Source organism: Microbacterium sp. Leaf161 (genome assembly GCF_001423645.1).
GTDB lineage: Bacteria > Actinomycetota > Actinomycetes > Actinomycetales > Microbacteriaceae > Microbacterium > Microbacterium forte.
Window position 1 is genome coordinate 1,413,916 of sequence record NZ_LMOW01000001.1, and the last position, 19,027, is coordinate 1,432,942.

19 protein-coding genes and 1 pseudogene are annotated in these 19,027 nt (G+C 67.4%); 6 read left to right on the forward strand and 14 right to left on the reverse strand.

The window, feature by feature from the left end:
- Positions 1 to 66: 66 nt before the first annotated feature.
- From ASF87_RS06960 to ASF87_RS06985, 6 genes are all read right to left on the reverse strand, one after another.
- Positions 67 to 753, reverse strand: coding sequence for a hypothetical protein (locus tag ASF87_RS06960; protein WP_056375194.1), 687 nt, complete (start codon positions 751 to 753; stop codon positions 67 to 69).
- Positions 753 to 1,670 (reverse strand): ABC transporter ATP-binding protein, encoded by a 918-nt coding sequence (locus ASF87_RS06965; RefSeq protein WP_056375196.1) that lies wholly within the window; start codon positions 1,668 to 1,670, stop codon positions 753 to 755. Before ASF87_RS06965 ends, ASF87_RS06960 begins: the two co-directional genes overlap by 1 nt.
- Positions 1,667 to 2,074: a GntR family transcriptional regulator gene (locus ASF87_RS06970; RefSeq protein WP_056375199.1), complete on the reverse strand. Its 408-nt coding sequence runs from the start codon at positions 2,072 to 2,074 to the stop codon at positions 1,667 to 1,669. The genes ASF87_RS06965 and ASF87_RS06970 overlap by 4 nt, the downstream gene beginning before the upstream one ends.
- 301 nt (positions 2,075 to 2,375) lie before the next feature.
- A complete protein-coding gene (locus ASF87_RS06975; protein WP_056375201.1) occupies positions 2,376 to 3,176 on the reverse strand; it encodes an ABC transporter permease subunit in 801 nt (266 codons plus the stop codon).
- The gene (locus tag ASF87_RS06980; protein WP_082508785.1) at positions 3,173 to 4,195 is read right to left on the reverse strand and encodes an ABC transporter ATP-binding protein; all 1,023 of its coding nucleotides are present in this window, start codon (positions 4,193 to 4,195) and stop codon (positions 3,173 to 3,175) included. Before ASF87_RS06980 ends, ASF87_RS06975 begins: the two co-directional genes overlap by 4 nt.
- On the reverse strand, positions 4,192 to 4,848 hold the full coding sequence (locus ASF87_RS06985; RefSeq protein ID WP_056375203.1) for a TetR/AcrR family transcriptional regulator: 657 nt from the start codon (positions 4,846 to 4,848) through the stop codon (positions 4,192 to 4,194). Before ASF87_RS06985 ends, ASF87_RS06980 begins: the two co-directional genes overlap by 4 nt.
- A 61-nt stretch (positions 4,849 to 4,909) precedes the next feature.
- On the opposite strand from ASF87_RS06985, the gene ASF87_RS17895 reads away from it, so the two are divergent.
- The 5 genes and pseudogenes from ASF87_RS17895 (at position 4,910) to ASF87_RS07010 (ending at position 11,332) form a co-directional block, all read left to right on the forward strand.
- Positions 4,910 to 6,112 carry a class I SAM-dependent methyltransferase gene (locus ASF87_RS17895; protein WP_056375205.1) on the forward strand — a complete coding sequence of 401 codons (1,203 nt, stop codon included), beginning with the start codon at positions 4,910 to 4,912 and terminating at the stop codon, positions 6,110 to 6,112.
- A 354-nt stretch (positions 6,113 to 6,466) separates the two neighbouring features.
- Positions 6,467 to 7,768, forward strand: a complete 1,302-nt coding sequence (locus ASF87_RS06995; RefSeq protein WP_056375207.1) for a quaternary amine ABC transporter ATP-binding protein — start codon at positions 6,467 to 6,469, stop codon at positions 7,766 to 7,768.
- Complete coding sequence (locus tag ASF87_RS07000; protein WP_056375209.1) at positions 7,768 to 8,727, forward strand: ABC transporter permease; 960 nt, start codon at positions 7,768 to 7,770, stop codon at positions 8,725 to 8,727. Before ASF87_RS06995 ends, ASF87_RS07000 begins: the two co-directional genes overlap by 1 nt.
- Positions 8,720 to 9,640: a glycine betaine ABC transporter substrate-binding protein gene (locus ASF87_RS07005; RefSeq protein ID WP_056375210.1), complete on the forward strand. Its 921-nt coding sequence runs from the start codon at positions 8,720 to 8,722 to the stop codon at positions 9,638 to 9,640. The genes ASF87_RS07000 and ASF87_RS07005 overlap by 8 nt, the downstream gene beginning before the upstream one ends.
- 215 nt (positions 9,641 to 9,855) lie before the next feature.
- Positions 9,856 to 11,332 (forward strand): annotated as a pseudogene (locus ASF87_RS07010) (lipase maturation factor family protein).
- Positions 11,333 to 11,636: 304 nt separating this feature from the next.
- Here ASF87_RS07010 and ASF87_RS07015 read toward each other — a convergent pair.
- From ASF87_RS07015 to ASF87_RS07045, 7 genes are all read right to left on the reverse strand, one after another.
- Positions 11,637 to 12,404, reverse strand: coding sequence for an ABC transporter permease (locus ASF87_RS07015; RefSeq protein WP_056375213.1), 768 nt, complete (start codon positions 12,402 to 12,404; stop codon positions 11,637 to 11,639).
- Positions 12,401 to 13,186: an ABC transporter ATP-binding protein gene (locus ASF87_RS07020; protein ID WP_056375215.1), complete on the reverse strand. Its 786-nt coding sequence runs from the start codon at positions 13,184 to 13,186 to the stop codon at positions 12,401 to 12,403. The genes ASF87_RS07015 and ASF87_RS07020 overlap by 4 nt, the downstream gene beginning before the upstream one ends.
- The gene (locus ASF87_RS07025; RefSeq protein ID WP_056375216.1) at positions 13,183 to 13,554 is read right to left on the reverse strand and encodes a DUF1048 domain-containing protein; all 372 of its coding nucleotides are present in this window, start codon (positions 13,552 to 13,554) and stop codon (positions 13,183 to 13,185) included. Before ASF87_RS07025 ends, ASF87_RS07020 begins: the two co-directional genes overlap by 4 nt.
- A 2-nt stretch (positions 13,555 to 13,556) precedes the next feature.
- Entirely contained in the window at positions 13,557 to 13,931 is a 375-nt protein-coding gene (locus ASF87_RS07030) for a PadR family transcriptional regulator (RefSeq protein WP_056375218.1), read from the reverse strand.
- A 254-nt stretch (positions 13,932 to 14,185) separates the two neighbouring features.
- A complete protein-coding gene (locus ASF87_RS07035; RefSeq protein WP_056375220.1) occupies positions 14,186 to 15,541 on the reverse strand; it encodes an anaerobic C4-dicarboxylate transporter family protein in 1,356 nt (451 codons plus the stop codon).
- Complete coding sequence (locus tag ASF87_RS07040) at positions 15,538 to 16,278, reverse strand: peptidase E (RefSeq protein ID WP_056375222.1); 741 nt, start codon at positions 16,276 to 16,278, stop codon at positions 15,538 to 15,540. Before ASF87_RS07040 ends, ASF87_RS07035 begins: the two co-directional genes overlap by 4 nt.
- 224 nt (positions 16,279 to 16,502) lie before the next feature.
- A complete protein-coding gene (locus ASF87_RS07045; RefSeq protein ID WP_056376382.1) occupies positions 16,503 to 17,234 on the reverse strand; it encodes an SGNH/GDSL hydrolase family protein in 732 nt (243 codons plus the stop codon).
- Positions 17,235 to 17,274: 40 nt separating this feature from the next.
- Between ASF87_RS07045 and ASF87_RS07050 the strand changes: the two genes are divergently transcribed.
- Positions 17,275 to 17,802 carry a hypothetical protein gene (locus tag ASF87_RS07050; RefSeq protein ID WP_056375224.1) on the forward strand — a complete coding sequence of 176 codons (528 nt, stop codon included), beginning with the start codon at positions 17,275 to 17,277 and terminating at the stop codon, positions 17,800 to 17,802.
- Between the two features lie 12 nt (positions 17,803 to 17,814).
- On the opposite strand, the gene ASF87_RS07055 is transcribed toward ASF87_RS07050, so the two are convergent.
- A complete protein-coding gene (locus tag ASF87_RS07055; protein WP_056375226.1) occupies positions 17,815 to 18,816 on the reverse strand; it encodes a magnesium and cobalt transport protein CorA in 1,002 nt (333 codons plus the stop codon).
- Between the last annotated feature and the right edge of the window lie 211 nt (positions 18,817 to 19,027).

Below are 19,027 nucleotides of genomic sequence, written 5' to 3' on the forward strand. Positions count from 1 at the left end.
GCGGTCGGAACGCGCGACGCCGGCCACCCCGTGAGGAGCGACCGGCGCCGACTGATCACCGAGTGATCAGGGGATCGCCCTGCGGAAGGCGAGGAACGATATGCCCGCGAGCACCGCAGTCGCGACGAGGCCCCACAGTGCGAGTCCGAGCGCGCCGGCGTCGAGGATCCCCCGCCACACCTCATCCCACAGCTCGAGTCTCGTGGCGAGGAAGGCGAGCCCGACGAGGATGAGCCCCAGACCGACGCTCGCGATGGTGAGCACGGTGGGCCCCCAGCTCTTGTAGATCGTCGCGCCGGTGAATCCGACGACGAACAGGAAGAGAGCGAGCGCGAAGTACACGGTGAACGCTCCGAGCGGACCTGCCTCCCACAGCCACGGCAGGTAGAACACGTAGCCGTTGATGCCGTATCCGTTCGTCAGCGTCTCGATGCCGCCGCCGATCAGGAACACGATCCCCAGGAACGCGCTGCCCAGGATCGCCGTGAGCATGGTCCCGAAGAAGAAGTCGCGCCGGGTGATGCTCATCGCCTGCGAGAACGGGAAGGTGAGTGTCATCGCCGAGAGGCCGATGGCGAAGAAATACCAGAGCGGAGCCTGGCCGCCGCCGCCGTACTTCGGGCCGTCCGTCGGGATCATCGCGTAGATGAGTATCGAGATGATCACCGCGGAGCCGAGGATGATCAGCGGCACCCAGATGAACGTCTGCCGGTTGATCAGCTGCAGGCGGATGACGTTGAGTGTGCGTCGCATCAGCGGACCTCCTCTTTCGCGACGGAGGCTCTGGTGGCAGAGCCCGCCTCGGCCTTCTGGGTGAGACGCACGATCAGCTGCTGCAGCGACACCGGAGCCAGATCGAGACCGGATGCCGTGACCTCGGCGCGCTCGGCGGCAGACAGCGCCCCGAGCACGGTGACGGATGCGACGCGGCCGAGCGCCTCGCGGTGCAGCACCTCGCGATCGGCGGCCCACGCGTCGACCTTGGTCGCATCGCCGATCACGGTGACGGCGCGGTCGCGCACGGCATCGGTGTCTTCGTGGAGCAGGATCTGGCCGTTGTCGATCACGATGACCTTCTCGATGAGGTTCGACACCTCATCGATCAGGTGCGACGACAGGATGATCGTGCGCGGGTGCTCGGCGTAGTCCTCGAGCAGACGGTCGTAGAAGATCTGTCTGGCGACCGCGTCGAGGCCCAGGTAGGGCTCGTCGAAGAAGGTCAGCTCGGCGCGCGAGGCGAGACCGATGATGACTCCGACGGCCGAGAGCTGGCCTCGCGAGAGCTTCTTGATCGTCTGCTTCATCGGCAGCTGGAACTGCTCGATGAGCTCGTCGGCGAGCTCCTGGCTCCAGTTGCGGAAGAACAGGCTCGCAGCCTTGAACGCATGACGCGGGTATGCGTCGTCGGGGTACTTCTGGCTCTCGCGCACGAAGCAGACCCGGTTGAGGACGTTCGTATTCTCGTAGGGGTGCTCGCCGAAGACGCGCACGGTGCCAGACGACTCGAAGTTCTGCGCGGTCAGGATCGACATGAGCGTGGTCTTGCCCGCCCCGTTGCGGCCGAGCAGTCCGTAGATCGCGCCGCCCTCGAGGGTGAGCGACACGTTGTCGAGCGCGTTCTTCTCCTTGTAGTGCTTGGTGAGGTTCTGCACCTCGATGACGGCGGTCATGCGGGGGTCGTCCCTTCTGTCTGTCGTGTCTGTGCTGGCTGTGGTTCCTGCGCCGCACGCTCGCGGAGCAGTGCGGCGAGGTCGTCTGGGCCGAGCCCCAGCGTGCGGGCCTCGGCGAGGAGCGGGTCGATGTAGCGGTCGGCGAAGGCGGCGCGGCGCTCGCCGAGGAGCAGATCCTTCGCCCCGGCGGCGACGAACATGCCGATGCCGCGGCGCTTGTACAGCACTCCCTTGTCGGTGAGCATGGCGACTCCCTTCGCAGCCGTCGCGGGGTTGATCCGGTAGAAGCCGGCGAGCTCGTTGGTCGAGGGCGCCTGCGATTCCTCCGAGAGTGAGCCGTCGAGGATCGAGTCCTCGATCTGCTCGGCGATCTGGAGGAAGAGCGGCTTGCCTTCTTCGATCACGCGTCCTCCGCTGTGGTTAGTGGGTTAGTTACATGAGTAGGTAACCATCTAACTTTGATCGTGTCAAGAGTCGGTGGCTGCTCCGGTGGTCGGCGCCCGCGTCCGAGCCGCCCTTGCCGAGTCGTGCGGGGTCAGTTGCGCATCGCGGGCGCCTGATTGCGGTGCGGAAGTCGCTCCGCATCGTGCTCGCCATGCGGAGGTGGCCCCACGTGCCGGCGGCGGCGCGGGGCGGAGCGGGGCGGGGCGGGAAGGTACGCGAAAAGGGCGGATGCCGCAGCATCCGCCCCTTCGTGCGTGGGATTCAGCCGCGCAGGTCGCGGGCTCGGAGCGCGAGGGCCGACGCGACGACGAACGCGACCGCGAGACCCCAGGTCAGGGCGAGGCCGCCGGGGTCGACGCCCTCGGCGAGCGGTGACTGCCGGTACACCCACGCGTAGGGCGAGAGTGCGTTCATCCAGTCGAGATCCTTCGACTGCTTGGCGAGTGCCTGCAGGATGTACCCGACCACGGCGATTCCCGCACCGACCCCGGTCGCCCAGATCCGGCGCCCGGTCGCCGCTCCCGCGAACAGGGCGGCAGATGCCGTGAGGAACGCAAGACCGGTGAGTGCCGCGCTCGCCCCGACGATGTGCCAGCCCTCGAGGTCGAGCCCGGCGGAGTCGTTCAGAGCCCGGACGACGACGCCCGAGAAGGCACCGAGCCACAGCAGTCGGACGAGCACCGCGAGTGCCGACTCGAGAGCGTACTGACCGCGTCCGATGCCGTGCGCGAGGTCGAGTTCGGCGCGACCGCTCTCCTCCGCCCCGGCGATCGCCGCGGAGCCCCAGATCACCGCGGCGATCGTGAGCAGCAGAAAGCCCATCAGCCCGTAGAACGTGCTCTGCGTGTACCCGGCGCCGCTGGAGATCTGGTCGTATCCGATGGTCTCGACGAGCTGCTTCGGAAGGGCGTCGATGATGTCCTGCATCTGCCCGTTGCCCCCGATGCTCGGATACAGCGGCAGATAGAGGAACAGCACGGCGGCGAGGCCGACCGTCCACCCGAGAAGACTCCGCCACGATTCGCGCAGGTTGCGCCGGAACACCGGAAGGATGCCGTTCATCGCTCCGCCTCCCCGTCGCGGATCGAGCGTCTCGTCGGGACTTCGGTGTCGGCCCCGGCATCGGCGCTGCCGCGCGTGGGACCCGATGCTGCGCTCGCCGCAGTGTCGCCGTACAGCCGCAGCACCGACTCCTCGAGGTCGGGTTCCTCGACTGTGAGGTCGCGCACCTCGAACGGGGCCAGGGCCTTGATGAACGGATCGATGGCCCCGTCGATCGTGCCGGACAAGTGCAGGATGCCCTCGGCATCCCTCGTATCGATGCCGCTCAGCCCCGGAACCCGATCGAAGTCGGCGCGGGCGGCCGCGGCATCCGTCGTCGAGATCTCCGCTCGCACGCGGCGGATCGATCCCAGGCGCAGCGAGGCGACGTCGCCGTCGGCGACGACCCGCCCGTTCGCGAGCACGGCGACCTCGTCTGCGGTCTGCTGGATCTCGCTGAGCACGTGCGAGCTCAGCAGCACGGTCTGCCCGGCATCCTTGGCCTCGCGGACCATCTGCAGGAACTCGCGCTGCACCAGCGGATCGAGACCGCTGGTGGGTTCGTCGAGGATCAGCAGCTTTGGCCGGTGCATGAACGCCTGGATCAGCCCGACCTTCTGCTTGTTGCCCTTCGACAGGGTGCGCACGGGGCGCGCCAGGTCGACCCCGAGACGGTCGGCCAGCTCGCGGCCGGTGCGGAGAGTCGCGGTGGCCTCGCGGGATCCGGAGACCTGGGCGTAGAACGACAGCATCCGGTGTCCGCTCGATCGCCCTTCGAGGTGCAGCTCGCCCGGAACGTAGCCGATGCGCCGTCGCAGCGCTGCGCCGCCATGGCGTGGGTCTTCGCCGAGGACGCGCACCGAGCCGGAGGACGGGCGGATGACGTCGACGAGTGTGCGCAGCGTGGTCGTCTTGCCGGCGCCGTTCGGGCCGATGAGTCCGAAGACGGTTCCGGGTCGCACGTGCAGGTCGAGCTCGTGCAGTGCGATGCGGCTGCCGTAGCGCTTGTGCAGACGGTCGATCTCGATCGTGTCGGTCATGATGCGTCTCCTTCCGAGGCGTTCGCCGGTGGCGTGAGTGCGTCGCGGGCGCTGTCGAGCAGTGCGGTCGTCGAATAGATGCCGTGGGTGAGCAGTTCCAGCGTGGGCAGCGTCATGCGGATGAGCCCCGCAGGGTTCAGCTGGTCGGTGCCCAGTGCGCGCGCGATCTGACTGCGCATCACGACGGGTCCGAGGCCGATCAGCGTCACGAGCAGCGTCGTCATCTCAGGATCGCTCATGGGCTCGAGCATGCCCGCGTCGCGCTGCTCGGCGAGCACGCTGCGGGTGCTCGCCAGGAAACTGTCGAACAGCCGGTCGGCGGCGGGGGAGCCGTCGACGAGCATGCGCGAGAGGTAGTCGACGTACGTGCCGTAGCGGTCGAGATCATGCAGGGCGGCGCGGATGCGATCACCCGTCGGCGCCTCGATGAGGTCGTGCTCCTCGTCGATGAACACACCGACCACATGGTCGTCGCACTCGGTGCGAAGCGCATTCTTGTCGCCGAAGTGGTGGACGATCAGCGCCGCGCTGACTCCGGCCTCCTTCGCGATGCCGCGCATGCTCGCGCCGTCGAATCCGTCGCGGGCGAAGGCGACGATCGCGGCATCGCGGATGCGGGCACGAGCGGTGAGATCGTCAGAAGCTGAACGCATGTACAGCAGACTAAACAGTCGTTCAGTCTGCGTCAAGGGGTGCCGCTCGTAGTCTTGAGTCGTGGACTTCCCCTACGGCCGCCTGCGCCGCTGGCCCGATGTCGAGGCCGACAACCTGCAGGCCTACGACGCCACCGACGTGCTGCTCGTCGAGTGCGCTCTGTCGCTCGGGATCGAGGGACGCGAGATCGCGGTGATCGGCGACGAGTACGGCGCGATCACGCTCGCTCTGACCTCTGCCGGCGTCGACGGCGTGCGTGTGCATCAGGACCTCACGACGGGCCGGCGCGCCCTCGTGCGCAACGCAGAAGAGCTCGGGCTCAGCGGGTTCTCGTCGCATGAGCTCGATGCGACTCTGCTCGACGGGGCGCGACTCGTGCTGCTGCAGCTGCCCAAGGCGCTCGCCGAGCTCGAGGAGATCACGGACGCCGTGGCGCGCTGGGCCGCGAGAGATGTCGTGCTCGTCGCCGGTGGCCGGGTGAAGCACATGACCATCGCGCAGAACGAGGTCCTCGGTCGTGGTTTCGCCGAGGTCCAGGCGCAGCGGGCCGAGCGGAAGTCCCGCCTGGTCATCGCGAGCAGGCCGAGAGAGGTCCCGGTCACACCCCCTTTTCCGGTCGTGGCGCAGCACGACTGGCTGACGCTGGTCGCGCACGGCGGGGCATTCGCGGGGGCGAAGCTCGACATCGGCACCCGGGTTCTGCTCCAGGTGCTCGGCCTCGACGGTTCACAACTCAGCACGGGTGCGCCCACTCGGGCCGAAAGCATGCCGAGATCGGCCGATCCGGCCGATCCATGCTGCGTTGTGAACGGCGGCGAGCCGAGCCCGGGGCCGATCGCCGTCGATCTCGGCTGCGGAACCGGCGCGCTCGCCACGTCATACGCCCTCGCGCATCCGGAGTCCCGCGTCATCGCCACCGATCGCTCTGCCGCAGCGGTGGCCTCCGCCCGAGCCACCGTGGCTGCGAACGGGGTGGCTGACCGCGTCACCGTCATGCACGACGACGCGGGCTCCGAGATCGCGGACGCCAGTGCCGATGTCGTGCTTCTCAACCCACCTTTCCATCTCGGCAGCAGCGTGCACACCGGGGCAGCGACACGTCTGTTCGAGGCCGCAGCCCGCATCCTCCGACCCGGCGGCGAGCTGTTCACGGTCTTCAACTCGTCACTCGGCTACCGGGCCGAGCTCACCCGTCTGGTGGGGGCGACCGAACAGGTCGAGCGCACCCCGAAGTTCACGGTGACGCGCAGCATCCGCCGCTGATCCCGCCTCCGAAACGCCCGCGCCGCACCTGCCCGCACGCACGTCCGAAACCCGCGCAATCCCCCGGTCAGCCGACGAAACTAAACGTCGATAGAAATGGCGGATTTGCCCCTGACCGGCCATTTCGTTACGTTGGTTGGTGGGCCTGACGGCCCGAAGACCAGTCCGCGATCACGTCCTTCTTTCGAATGTGCTGTGCTGCGAAGAGGCGTGGACGTACGGTCGATGCTCTATCGCGGTGGATCCGAAATCCGCCGTCCGCGCCGCCACAGCACCATGTCGAAACGGCCGGGAGGATCACCCGGGCGTAACCGAAGCAGGCTCAGCCACCCGAAGGCGAGCCGCAGGGGAAACGTGTCCGAAATCGCTCTTGAAGCGCGCAATCTGTACAAGGTGTTCGGGAAGAATCCGAGCAGTGCCGTCCGTCGACTGAAGGCCGGTGAGAGCAGATCCGAGGTCGGCGACGCAGGAACCGCCGCCGTCATCGACGCCAGTTTCACCGTGAACCGAGGCGAGATCTTCGTGATCATGGGCCTCTCGGGCTCCGGCAAGTCCACCATCATCCGCATGCTCAACGGGCTGCACGAGGCGACAGACGGATCCGTCGTCGTGAACGGCGACCCCATCACGGGCATTCCGTCGTCTCGGCTGCGCGAGATCCGCCGCGACCGCATCTCGATGGTGTTCCAGCACTTCGCACTGCTGCCGCACCGCACGGTCGCCGCGAACGTCGCCTACCCGCTCGAACTCAAGGGCGTCGGCAAGGACGAGCGGCTGAAGAAGGCCGACGAGATCCTGTCGCTCGTGGGTCTCGAGGGCCAGGGCGACAAGCTGCCGTCCGAGCTGTCGGGTGGCATGCAGCAGCGTGTGGGCATCGCCCGTGCGCTCGCGGCCGACTCCGACATCCTGCTCATGGACGAGGCGTTCAGCGCCCTCGACCCGCTGATCCGTCGCGAGATGCAGGAGCAGCTGCTCGAACTCCAGGAGAAGCTGCAGAAGACGATCGTCTTCATCACCCACGACCTCAACGAGGCCATGTTCCTCGGCGACCGCATCGCCGTGATGCGCGACGGCCGCATCGTGCAGATCGGCACGCCGGAAGACATCCTCATGGACCCTGCCAACGACTACGTCGAGCAGTTCGTGCAGGATGTCGACCGCGCCCGCGTGCTCACCGCCGCGAACGTCATGGAGCGCCCGCGCCCGGTCGTCGCCGAGACCGCCGGCCCCCGCACCGCCCTGCGCCAGATGCGCGACGCGTTCATGTCGGCCACCTACGTCACGGGTCGCGACCGCAAGCTGCTCGGAATCGTCACCGACCGCGACGCCGTCAAGCTGGTCCGCAAGGGCGTGTCGACGCTCGAGTCGATCATCAAGCCGGTGCCGCAGAGCGTCAGCGAAGACGAGGTCCTCATGAACCTCTTCATCCCGTCGGTGGAGTCACCGCTGCCGCTGGCCGTGGTGGATGCCACGGGGCGCCTGACCGGCGTGATCCCCCGCATCACCCTGCTCGCCGCCCTGGGCCCCGGCCCCGGAGCCACCGGTGAGCTCACCCTGCCGCTGCTTCCGATGCCGCAGGCCGAGATCGATGCAGTGCTCGACGACGGGTGGACCGCCGACCCGGCGGCCGCCGTGAAGACAGAGGAGGTCCGCTGATGGATGGTTTCCGCATTCCCCTCGGCAGCTGGGTCGCGACCGGAGTCGACTGGATCAAGACGAATCTCGACGGTCTGCTCGACGTCATCTCGTTCGTCGTGACCTCGCTCGTCGAAGGACTCACATTCCTCCTGCTGCTGCCCTACTTCTACGTCGTGATCGTCATCGCCGCGCTGATCGCGTGGCTCGTGCGCTCGTGGCAGCTCGCGATCGGCACGATCGTGTCGTTCACGCTGATCGTCGCGATGGGCCTGTGGGTGCCCGCGATGCAGACTCTCGCCCTCGTGCTCGTCGCTGCGCTCGTCGCAGTCGTGATCGCGATCCCGCTCGGCATCTGGTCGGCCCGCAACGCTGCCGTGCGCGCGGTGCTCAAGCCCGTGCTCGACTTCATGCAGACCATGCCGGCGTTCGTCTACCTGATCCCGGCGATCGTGTTCTTCAGCATCGGCGTCGTCCCCGGACTCGTCGCGACAGTGATCTTCGCGCTGCCCCCGGGCGTGCGACTCACCGAGCTCGGCATCCGCGGAGTCGACTCCGAGACCGTCGAAGCCGGTCAGGCGTTCGGCGCCAAGCCAGGGCAGATCCTGCGAGGCATCCAGCTTCCGCTCGCCATGCCGACGATTCTCGCCGGCGTGAACCAGGTCATCATGCTCGCGCTGTCGATGGCGGTCATCGCCGGAATGGCGGGTGCTGACGGACTCGGAAAGATGGTCGTCGAGGCCATCTCGACCGTCAACATCGCCAAGGGCGTCGAGGCGGGTCTCGGGGTCGTCCTGATCGCGGTCTTCCTCGACCGTGTCACGGCCGCTCTGGGAACGCTCGGACGCAACCCTGGTTCGCTCCTCGCCGTGATCCGGCATCGGGGCGAGTCGCAGCGCGCGGCCTCCGCGTCTGCGGCGGCCACGGCATCCGCCCCGCTCGATATGCCCGCTGAAGAGAAGGAGCTGCAGAATGCGTAAGCGCAGGATCATCACCATTGCGGCGTTCGGCGCCGCGGCATCTCTCGCCCTCGCCGGTTGCGCGAGCGACGGGGCCGGCGGCACCACCGAGTTCGGCGGTGGCGGCGGAGGATCCACCGGCGAGAAGGGCACGATCACGCTCGGCTTCCTGCCGTCGTGGACGGACGGTCTCAGCACGGCCTACCTGCTTCAGGACCAGCTCGAGAAGATCGGCTTCACCGTCGAGATGAAGACGCTCACCGAGGCGGGCCCTCTCTACACCGGGCTCGCTCAGGGTGACGTCGACGTGTTCCCGTCGGCATGGCCCGAGATCACCCACGCCGAGTACATGGCGACCTACGGGGACTCGATCGAGGACCTCGGCACCTACTACGACAACGCCAAGCTCACGATCGCGGTGCCCGAATACACGGACATCGACTCGATCGAGGATCTGGCCTCCGCCGGCGACCAGTTCGGCGGCAAGATCTTCGGCATCGAACCGGGTGCCGGACTCACGGCGCAGACTCAGAAGATGATGCCCGAGTACGGTCTCGACTCGTCGTACGAGCTCGTGACCTCCTCGACCGCGGCGATGCTCACCGAGCTGAAGTCCGCGACCGAGAAGAAGGAAGACATCGTCGTGACGCTGTGGCGTCCGTTCTGGGCCAACGACGCGTTCCCGCTGAAGGACCTCGAAGACCCGACGGGCGCCATGGGCGAGGCCGAGGGTCTGCACTTCCTCGGCACCGATGGCTTCGCCGAGGAGTTCCCCGAGGCCGCAGAGCTGATCGAGAAGATCAAGCTCGACGACGCACAGTACGGCTCGCTCGAGGATCTCGTCGTCAACGAGTTCGGCGAGGGCCGGGAGGCCGAGGCCGTCGACGCCTGGCTCGAGGAGCACGGCGACGACTTCGACTGGGTCGTCAGCTGACCTGACCCGCCTGTCGACCGTCGACATCCCGCCGGTCGTCGAGCGAAGACGACGGAGTCGACTGAGACGAAACGCGGCGAGCCGATAGCGCATCGGTACCGCGTTTCGTCTCGCTCGGCTTCGCCGGGCTCGCTCAACGACCGCCGGAGCGGGTGGCGGTGCCGGCTGTCCGCAACCCCCTCCGCGGCGTGGTGCCGCGAGCGTAGCCTGTGCTCGTGGACGGGTTCGCGGCGGTCGACTTCGGGTTCGCTCGCGAGGTCCTGCAGCGGGGCATCGCAGGGCTGTATCTCGTCGCGTTCGTCTCGACTCTGAACCAGTTCCGGGCGCTTCTCGGCGACAACGGGCTGCTGCCGGCGCCGGTGCTGCTCGACTGGATCGGCGAGAAGCGCGAGCGGCGGCGGATGCTGCATCCGACCCTCTTCGTCCGCATCCGGTACTCCGATCGACGACTCGCACTGCTGTGCGGGGCAGGGATCGTCGTGTCGGCGCTGCTCGTCATCGGCGTTCCGCAGTGGGGTCCGCCGTGGGTGCCGATGCTGTGCTTCCTCGCGCTGTGGCTCGGATACATGTCGGTGGTCAGCATCGGGCAGACCTTTTACTCGTTCGGCTGGGAGATGCTGCTGCTCGAGGCGGGGTTCCTGGCCGCGTTCCTCGGGTCGAACGACCAGCCGGCGCCGACCGTCGTGATCGTGCTGTTCTGGTGGCTGCTGTTCCGGGTCGAGTTCGGCGCCGGCATGATCAAGATCCGCGGTGGGCAGGAGTGGCGAGACCTCACCGCGCTGACCTATCACCACGAGACGCAGCCGATGCCGGGGCCGCTCAGCCGTCAGGCGCACCTGCTGCCCCGGTGGTTCCATCGCGGCGAGGTCGTCGGCAACCACTTCGCGCAGCTCGTGGTGCCCTTCTTCGTGTTCGCGCCGCTGCTGTCGGTGTGGGTCCCCGGGCCGGTGCCGCAGATCGTCGGGGCCGTGGCCGCCGTGATCGTGATCGCGACGCAGGTGTGGCTCGTCGCGACGGGCAACTTCGCCTGGCTGAACTGGGTGACCATCGTCATCGCGTTCTCGGCGATCGGCATGCCGGGGGTGGGCGCTCCGGTCGCCGAGCGAGCGGTCCCGGACGAGTCGCTGTGGCCCGGCATCCCCCTGTATTGGTTCGTGATCACCACGGCCGTCGGGATCCTCGTCGTGGCCCTGAGCTGGCCGGCCCTGCGCAACCTGTTCGCGCGTCGCCAGCTGATGAACGCGAGCTTCAACAGGTGGCAGATCGGCAACGCCTATGGCGCTTTCGGCACCGTGACCAAGGAGCGCATCGAGATCGTCGTCGAGGGGTCGGTCGACGACGACGGGCTGCTGTGGCGTGAGTACGAGTTCAAGGGAAAGCCGGGCGATGTGCGCCGCATCCCCCGCCAGTTCGCGCCGTACCACCTGCGGCTCGACTGGCTGATGTGGTTCCTGCCGCTCGGGCGCTCACTCGACGAACTGGTTCACGGTGTTCCTGCTGCGACTTCTCGAAGCGGATGCTCCGACCCTCGCGCTGCTGCGCTCCGACCCGTTCGACGGCGAGCAGCCTCGGTGGGTGCGTGCGGTGTCGTATCGCTACCGCTTCGCCACCCGAGCCGAACGGCGCGCCGACGGTGTGGTCTGGGTGCGCACGCGCCAGCGGATCGTGCTCGGCCCCCTCGGGTTGCGGTAGGGCGGGTGGCAGCCTCTCCTCTGTTCGGCATCCCCTGCCAGCCCTCACCCCTCCCTCGCCCCCACCTCGCCCTCGCTCTCACCCCTCCCTCGCCCTCACCTCTTCCTCGCCCTCACCTCCTCGGGAGGAGGACTGCTCTTTGGGAGGAGGTTTCGCGCTGATCCGTCCTCCCGAAGGGCGGATCTCCTCCCCGAAGGGCGTCACATGGCCACGGCCGAGCGCCACGAACTCCGACGCCGAGCGCGGCGAAACGCCCCGGCCGGGCGCGGGGCCCGGACGGAGCGTTCCGTCTCACTGCAGACGTTCAACTGACCTTCTTGCGGTACGCGAGGATCGCGAACACGTAGGCGACGATCAGGATGCCGACGCACCACGCGAGGGCGACCCAGATCTCGGTGCCGACCGGCTTCTCGGCGAACAGCGCCTGGATGGTGTCGACGATCGAGGTGACCGGCTGATTCTCGGCGAACCACCGCACCGGGCCCGGCATGGTCTCGGTCGGCACGAACGCCGAGCTGATGAACGGCAGGAAGATCAGCGGATACGAGAAGGCGCTCGCCCCGTCGACCGTCTTGGCGCTCAGGCCGGCGATGATGGCCAGCCAGGTGAGGGCGAGGGTGAAGAGGAACAGGATGCCGATGACGGCGAGCCACGCGAGCGGGCCGGCTCCGGTGCGGAACCCCATCAGGAACCCGACGCCGAAGATGATCGCCAGCGTGATGCCGTTGGCGGTGAGCGACGTGAGGACGTGCGCCCAGAGCACGCTCGATCGCGCGATCGGCATGGAGTGGAACCGCTCGAAGATGCCGCTCTGCAGATCGTTGAAGAGCCGGAAGGCCGTGTAGGCGATGCCGGACGCGATGGCGATGAGCAGGATGCCGGGGAGCAGGTAGTTCACGTAGTTCTCGGCGCCGGTGCTCTCGCGGAGCGCGCCGCCGAAGACGTACACGAACAGCAGCATCAGGGCGATCGGCGTGACCGCCGTGGTGATGATCGTGTCGGGACTGCGAAAGATGTGCCGCATCGAGCGGCCGGTGAGCGTCGCGGTGTCGGCGACGAAGTGCGTGCTCATGCTGCGCTCTCCTTTCCGGTTGTAGAGCCCGACTTCGGGCCGACGAGGGTGAGGAAGATCTCCTCGAGGGTGGGCTGCTTCTCGACGTACTCGACCTTGGCCGCCGGCAGCAGGCGCTTGAGGTCGGCCAGGGTGCCGTTGGCGATGATCCGACCCTCGTGGAGGATCGCGATGCGATCGGCCAGCTGCTCGGCCTCGTCGAGGTACTGCGTGGTGAGCAGCACCGTGGTGCCGGTGTTCGCGAGCTCCGTGATGACGTCCCACACCTCGATGCGGGACTCGGGGTCGAGCCCGGTCGTCGGCTCGTCGAGGTAGATGACCTCGGGGTGGCCGACCAGGCTCATGGCGATGTCGAGGCGACGGCGCATGCCGCCCGAGTAGGTGCCGACCTTGCGAGCTCCGGCATCCGTCAGTCGGAACTTCGTGAGCAGGTCGTCTGCCACCTTCGCGGCGTCCGGCAGGTGCCGTAGCTTCGCGACCAGCATGAGGTTCTCGCGTCCGGTCAGGATCTCGTCGACCGCGGCGAATTGACCGGTGAGGCTGATCTTCTGCCGCACCGCGAGCGGGTCGGCGGCGACGTCGACTCCCTGAACGACGGCCGTGCCGGCATCCGACTTCAGCAGCGTCGAGAGGATGCGCACCACGGTCGTCTTGCCTGCGCCGTTCGAGCCGAGCAGGGCGAAGATCGATCCCTTCTCGACCTCGAAGTCGACGCCGCGCAGCACGTGGAGGTCCTTGTAGGACTTCTCGAGGCCGCGAACGGCGATGGCGGGGCTGGTCATGATCGTGTCTCCTTCTTCTTCGCGTCATCGACCGCCTTGGTCAGGCGGGCGCGTTCCTTGTCGACCCACTGGGTTCCGCCGTACGCCTCGGCGTAGGTCTCGGCGAACGAGACGGGGTCGTCTCCGACGATGTCGTCGATCGGGGTGCCGTCGATGGCGGCGCGCTCCCACAGATCGGCGAGGTCGAGGAAGATCTGCACGAGGGTGTCGCCATCGGTGATGCCCCCGTAGTACATCGTGTAGCGGTGCTGGGCGTTCGCGACCGTGCGGTACGGCTCGGGGAGGGAGTCGATGCGCTTCTTCGCATCGCGGTACTGCTTCTTCTGCTCGAGCGATCCGGTGAGCGCTTCGATCCACTTCGCGGCCATGGTCAGTTCTCCTTGTTCGTGGTGCTGTCGGTGTTGTTCGTGTCGGTCTTCGTGTCTTCGGTGCGCAGGCTGTCGATGCGCTGCGCGAGGAAGCTCCAGGTCTTCCAGAACTCCTCGAGTTCCTGCGTGCCCGCCGGGTTGAGGGAATACACCTTGCGGGGCGGCCCCTTCTCGCTCGGCACCTTCTCGACATCGACGAGCTTCTTCTGCTCGACGCGCACGAGCAGGGCGTAGATCGTGCCCTCGGCGATGTCGGTGAATCCGTGGTCACGCACGCGGGTGGTGATCTCGTATCCGTAGGCCGGCTGCTCGGCGAGGAGAGCCAGAACGATGCCCTCCAAGGTGCCCTTGAGCATCTCGGTCATCTGCTTGCCCATGAAGGCCTCCTCTCGTTGTTCGGTACTCAGTGTTGCTGGGTACCAGTACAAAGTAACACTGAGTACCGGTACTTAGCAACACCGAATACTGATCTTCTCGGAGGTGGCGAAGCGGCGCCGTGCGCAATTCAGCACCGACTGCCCAGATCACCGCTGAGCGGGCGAGATCAGCAGGGGAACCGAGCACCCATGCTGAGTTGTGAACGCTGAGCAGTCCCGCACTGCCCAGGGACGGGTCTCAGGGGACCCTCACGTCACGAGAACAGGAAGGAGAGCACCACACCCACGACGATCGCGACGCCGATGTAGACCAGGTTCGGCAGCTGGAACGAGTGGTCGAAGACGAACTTGCCCATCTTCGTCGTCCCGGTCTGGTCGAACGCGACGGTCGCGACCTGGCTGCCATTGGCCGGCAGTGTGTAGATGCCCATGGTCGACGGCCAGAGTCCCACCAGCAGCGGCGCAGGCAGCCCGATCGTGATGCCGATGGGGACGATCGCGTTGGTCGCACTGGACTGGCTCGTCGTCAGCATCGCCACGGCGAACAGGGCGAGCGCGAAGAGCAGTGCGCCGAGGAACGCCGACGATCCAGAGACCACCGAGCCGAGGCCTTCGACGATGAGCGTCTGGTTCGCCGCGACGAAGGTGTTCGCGAGCCACGCGATTCCGAACAGGGCGATCGCACCGACGAGGCCGGCGGGGAACGTCGGCTGCTTGGGGACGTCTGCGGCCTTGACCTTGCAGAACACGAAGATCAGCGCGGCGATGACACCCATCACCACTTCGATGATCACGGTCACGCTCAGGCGCACGGGGTCGCCGGCGTCATCCGTGCCGATCACCGGGCGCAGTCCCTCGAAGAGTCCGAAGAGAACGATGACGCCGACACCGGCCAGGAAGAGCGCGGCAGACAGCACCGCGGTGCGCGGCAGCTTCGTGTCGTGCGCGTCCACCACCGGTGGCTTGATCTGGTGACTCTCGAGACGGCGCTGGAATTCGGGGTCGTCCTCGAGGTCTTTGCCGTGCCGCATCATCACGAGGGCCGCGACGAACAGTCCCGCGATCGACGCAGGCCACATGATGAGCAGCAGGCCGCCGAGATCGACTCCCTGGGGCGCGAGCAGCACGACCATCGACGCGGTCGCGGCCGAGACGGGGGAGCAGAGGATGCCGACCTGCGAGGCGACGGCCGAGACGGAGAGCGCCCGTTCGGGGCGGATCTTCTGCTGGTACGACACGTCGTAGATCACCGGGAGCAGCGGATAGAAGATGTTGCCAGTGCCGGCGCCGACCGTGAAGAGGAACGACATGGCGGGGGCGAGGAACACGACCGACTTCGGCTTGCGCCGGATCACCTTGGCGGCGACCGACACCATCCAGTCGATGCCGCCCGCGGCCTGCATGGTGGATGCGGCGGTGATGACCGTGATGACGATGAAGACGGCATCCACCGGGGCGTTGCCGGGGGCCTCCCCGAAGACGAAGATGAGCACGGCCACGCCCACGAGTCCCCAGACGCCCAGGCCGATCCCGCTGGTGCGGGTGCCCATGTAGATCGCGAGGATGACGACGATCAGCTGGGCGACGAGGATCCACACGTTGTCGTTCACGTCGACGGCCCCTTCGTGATCGGTGCAGAGGGGGTGAGGATCTCGGTCGCGAGCTCGGTCTCGACGATCTTTCCGTCGATGGCTTCGACGCGCAGCGCGAGCGGGTTCTCGACCGGGCTGATCGCGGTCACGAACTCGGAGTTCTCGAAGTGCAGTGACTGCAGGTTGCCGACCGCATATCCGGTGGCGAGCTCGCCGCTCAGCAGCGACGCGTGGAACAGCGGGCGTCGCTGATCCTCTGCGTCGTAGTGCGGACAGAAGCTGCCGTGCAGGAACCCGAGTCCCTCGGGCAGCACCTGCAGGGTCGGGCCATAGCTGTCGGTCGTGCCGCCCTCGAACCAGCAGATGCCGCCGGCGCTGCCTCCGGTGAAGACGACGTTCGAGTCGGGGTCCTCCCACATCTCGCGCATGATCTCGTCGAGGCCCTGCCGCTTCCACACGTCGAGCATGTTCGCCGTGTTGCCGCCGCCGACGTGGATGACGTCGAATCCCTTCACGAAACCCGCGAGGTCGTCGACCGAGCGGTGGAAGAGCGGCAGGTGATGCGGCGCGCAGCGGTCGGAGTCATATGTCGAGTAGAAACTCACGATGTAGGCCGCGTCGTCGCCGGTCGCGGTGCCGACGAACAGCACTCGCGGTCTCTTCTTTCGAGTGAGCCCGAGGATGTAGTCGTGCGTCGGATCGTTCCGGCGCTCCATCATCGCCTTGCCTGCACCTGTTGCCACCACATGAGACATGGCGCCCCCCTTCATCGCTCCCCCGCGGTACGACTCCGATGCGGCCCAAGGTACTGGTATACGACTCGATGCACCAGTGCATCTTGCGGGTCGAGTCGCGAGGGGCGGGCAAGAGGTGGGTGGTCGAAAAAGCATCGCTGTCAGGGCTGGGGGATGCGTTCTTGACCACCCACCGAGTGCCGGATGCGCGTGTGACCACCCACCACGGGGTGGCCGGAGTCGGCTCAGGCGTTGAGGCGCGCGATCGCGATCTGCGCCTCGAGCAGCGGCAGGGTGCGGTCGCGGTCGTGCGGCGGGCAGATGTCGAGCGCGTTCGCGAGTTCGAGCGCCAGTGCGGCATGACCCGCGGCGTTCGGGTGGAACGGGTCGCCCATCAGCCCCCACGGCACACCGCCGTTGCCGAGCTCGGTGAAACGGGCGTGCTGGTCGACGAGGATCACGTCCTCCGATGCGGCGACCTCGCGCACGGCATCCGCGAACTTGATGATCCGCTCGCGCCCGGGTGCGTTCGCGACGTCGATCGACGGCGGGGTCTGCAGCACCGGAACAGCGCCGGACGCGCGCACTCGTGAGACGAACTCGCGCAGCGAGGCGGCGAACGCGGCGGGCTCGACGGTGACCTGACCGGGGCCGGTCGCCATGTCGTTCGTGCCGATCATGAGGGTGACGATGTCCGGCTGCCAGGACGCGACGCGGCGATCCCAGTCGTCCAGGATGTCGGTGATGCGGTGCCCGCTGATCGCGGTGTTGATGACGGCGTCACGGGTGCGCGCGAGTTCGCCGCGGATCAGCTCGTGCAGATGCTCGGCATAGCTGCGACCGCCCTGCGTGTGGACGAGTCCGTGGGTGATCGAGTCGCCGGTGATGACCCAGTTCAGCGGATCGGGGCCGACGAGCGACGCCGCGATGCGGCTGAGGTCGGATGCGGCGGAGGCGGGGGCGTCTGCATTCGGCACGCACACGAGCCTAGCGGCGGCGACGTGGAAGACTGGTCTCATGGCCTCGTCACTGCTCGACCACCTTCTCGCCCGCATCGTCGACAGCGGCCTTCTCGATGATCCGGTCGCCGAGAACGGTCTCATCTACGGCCGCGCGACCATCGATGCCGCCGGCGCGGTGGTGACGGTCAACGTCGATCCCGAGCTGGAGGACGACGAGGAGACACTCGACGACGACGCGCTGCTCGAGGCGATCGCGCGCATCCTGTCGGTGTCCGAGACGCGGTGGCGTGCGGTGATCGACGAGGTCGCCGACGACATCGACGAGGCGGTCGACGACGAGCCGGTGCTCGAGCAGATCGACCTGCGCGACGATCTCGAGGCCACCTCCGTGGTGGTGTTCGCCGACGCGGTGCTGATCGCCTTCGACGCGCCGAAGCAGTTCCCTGACTCGCGGATCCTCGTGCAGCTCGACGACGACCTCGAGGTCGCCAACATCGAGGTGCGCGATCGCGCCGAGGTCGAGACCGTCGAGGTCGACGACATCGACGACCTGCTCGACAGGCTCAGCGGCGACGACCGCTGAGCCCGCCCGGCCTCACAACCACTTCTTGTACTTGAACACCCCGTAGAGGCCGACCGCGAAGGCGGCCATCGCGCCGATCGCCATCGGGTATCCGTGTGCCCAGTGCAGCTCGGGCATGACCTCGAAGTTCATGCCGTAGACCGTGCCGACGAGCGTGGGCGCGAAGATGATCGCCGCCCACGAGGAGATCTTCTTGATCTCGTCGTTTTGCGCCAGCCCTGCCTCGGTCTGGCGTCGCGCGACGAGAGCGGAGTGCACCGTGAGGGCGTTCTCGAGGATCGCCCGGAACGAGTCGACCCGCTCGTTCACGCGGATGACGTGGTCGAGCACGTCGCGCAGCGACCGCTGCAGCTCCTCGTCGATGCGGTACTTCTCCGACCCGCGGCGCAGCCATTCCAGCATCCCGGCGAGCGGATGCACGGCTCGCTGGAAGTTGATGACCTCGCGTGAGAGCTCATAGATGCGCCGCGAGAGGGCGTCGTCGTCGCTGTCGCCGAAGAGCTGGTCCTCGATCTCGTCGATGTCGTTGAGCAGGCCCGTGACGATCGGCTCGTAGCCGTCGACGACCTCGTCGAGGATCGCGTAGAACACCGCCTCGGGTCCCATCGCGAGCAGCTCGGGGTGCGCCTCCATGCGACGGCGGACGGCTGCGAGGTCGGGAGACTCCGCGTGCCGGATCGTCACCACGAAGTCGGGGCCGACGAACAGGTGCAGCTCGCCGAACTCGATCGACTCCTGTTCGTCGCGGTAGCGAGCGGGGCGCAGCACGGCGAAGAGCGTGTCGCCGTAGCGCTCGACCTTCGATCGCTGGTGGCCCGAGAGCGCGTCTTCGACGGCGAGCGGATGCAGATCGAATTCGCGCGCGACCGAGGCGACCTCGACGGGGCTCGGTCGATACAGGCCGATCCACGCGATGCCGCCGTGGGCGTCGAGCGACCGGTAGGTCTCGTCGAGGTTCTTCGGGGTCTCCACTCGGCGTCCGTGCACGTATACGCCGTTGTCGATGAGGGCCATGGTCGGCTCCGTTCTCGCAGGCGCACGCCGGATCAGAGATGGCGTGCGCAGAATTCGTCAGGGGGCGGAAGACGCCGCCGACGGCTGCGAAGCAGGACGTGCAGGTGCGGAGCCGAAGCTCAACGCACGGATGCCGTCAGACGCGACGCAACGAAGGCGGCGTCGCAACTATCACCGGACATCGCCATCACCGCCTCTCGCGCTCTGAACG